1 pseudogene is annotated in these 255 nt (G+C 53.3%); it reads left to right on the top strand.

Features of this window, described 5'->3' with window-relative positions:
- Positions 1 to 255, top strand: a pseudogene (locus KW848_RS31520) (inovirus-type Gp2 protein); the annotation flags it as partial.

Below are 255 nucleotides of genomic sequence, written 5' to 3'. Positions count from 1 at the left end.
ATCTGTATTACTACCAGACAGTTCAGCTCAGGCTGCGAGTCGAGCGAGTCTTCGATGATCTTGACCGGATGACGGCGGAGCATGAGCGTAACCCGATATTTGATCACCTCCTTGGCTACATCTGTGCGGTGGAGCAGGGTGATGATCGGGGCTATCACATCCATGCGGCTTACTTCTTCAATGGTAATGAGGTGTGCAGGGATGTCTACAAGGCTCAGCAGATAGGTGACTTGTGGGCGCGGATTACGCAAGGCC

Source organism: Pseudomonas sp. PDM25 (assembly GCF_019219045.1).
Taxonomy (GTDB): Bacteria; Pseudomonadota; Gammaproteobacteria; order Pseudomonadales; family Pseudomonadaceae; genus Aquipseudomonas.
This window is presented reverse-complemented; position numbering and strand designations above follow the sequence as displayed.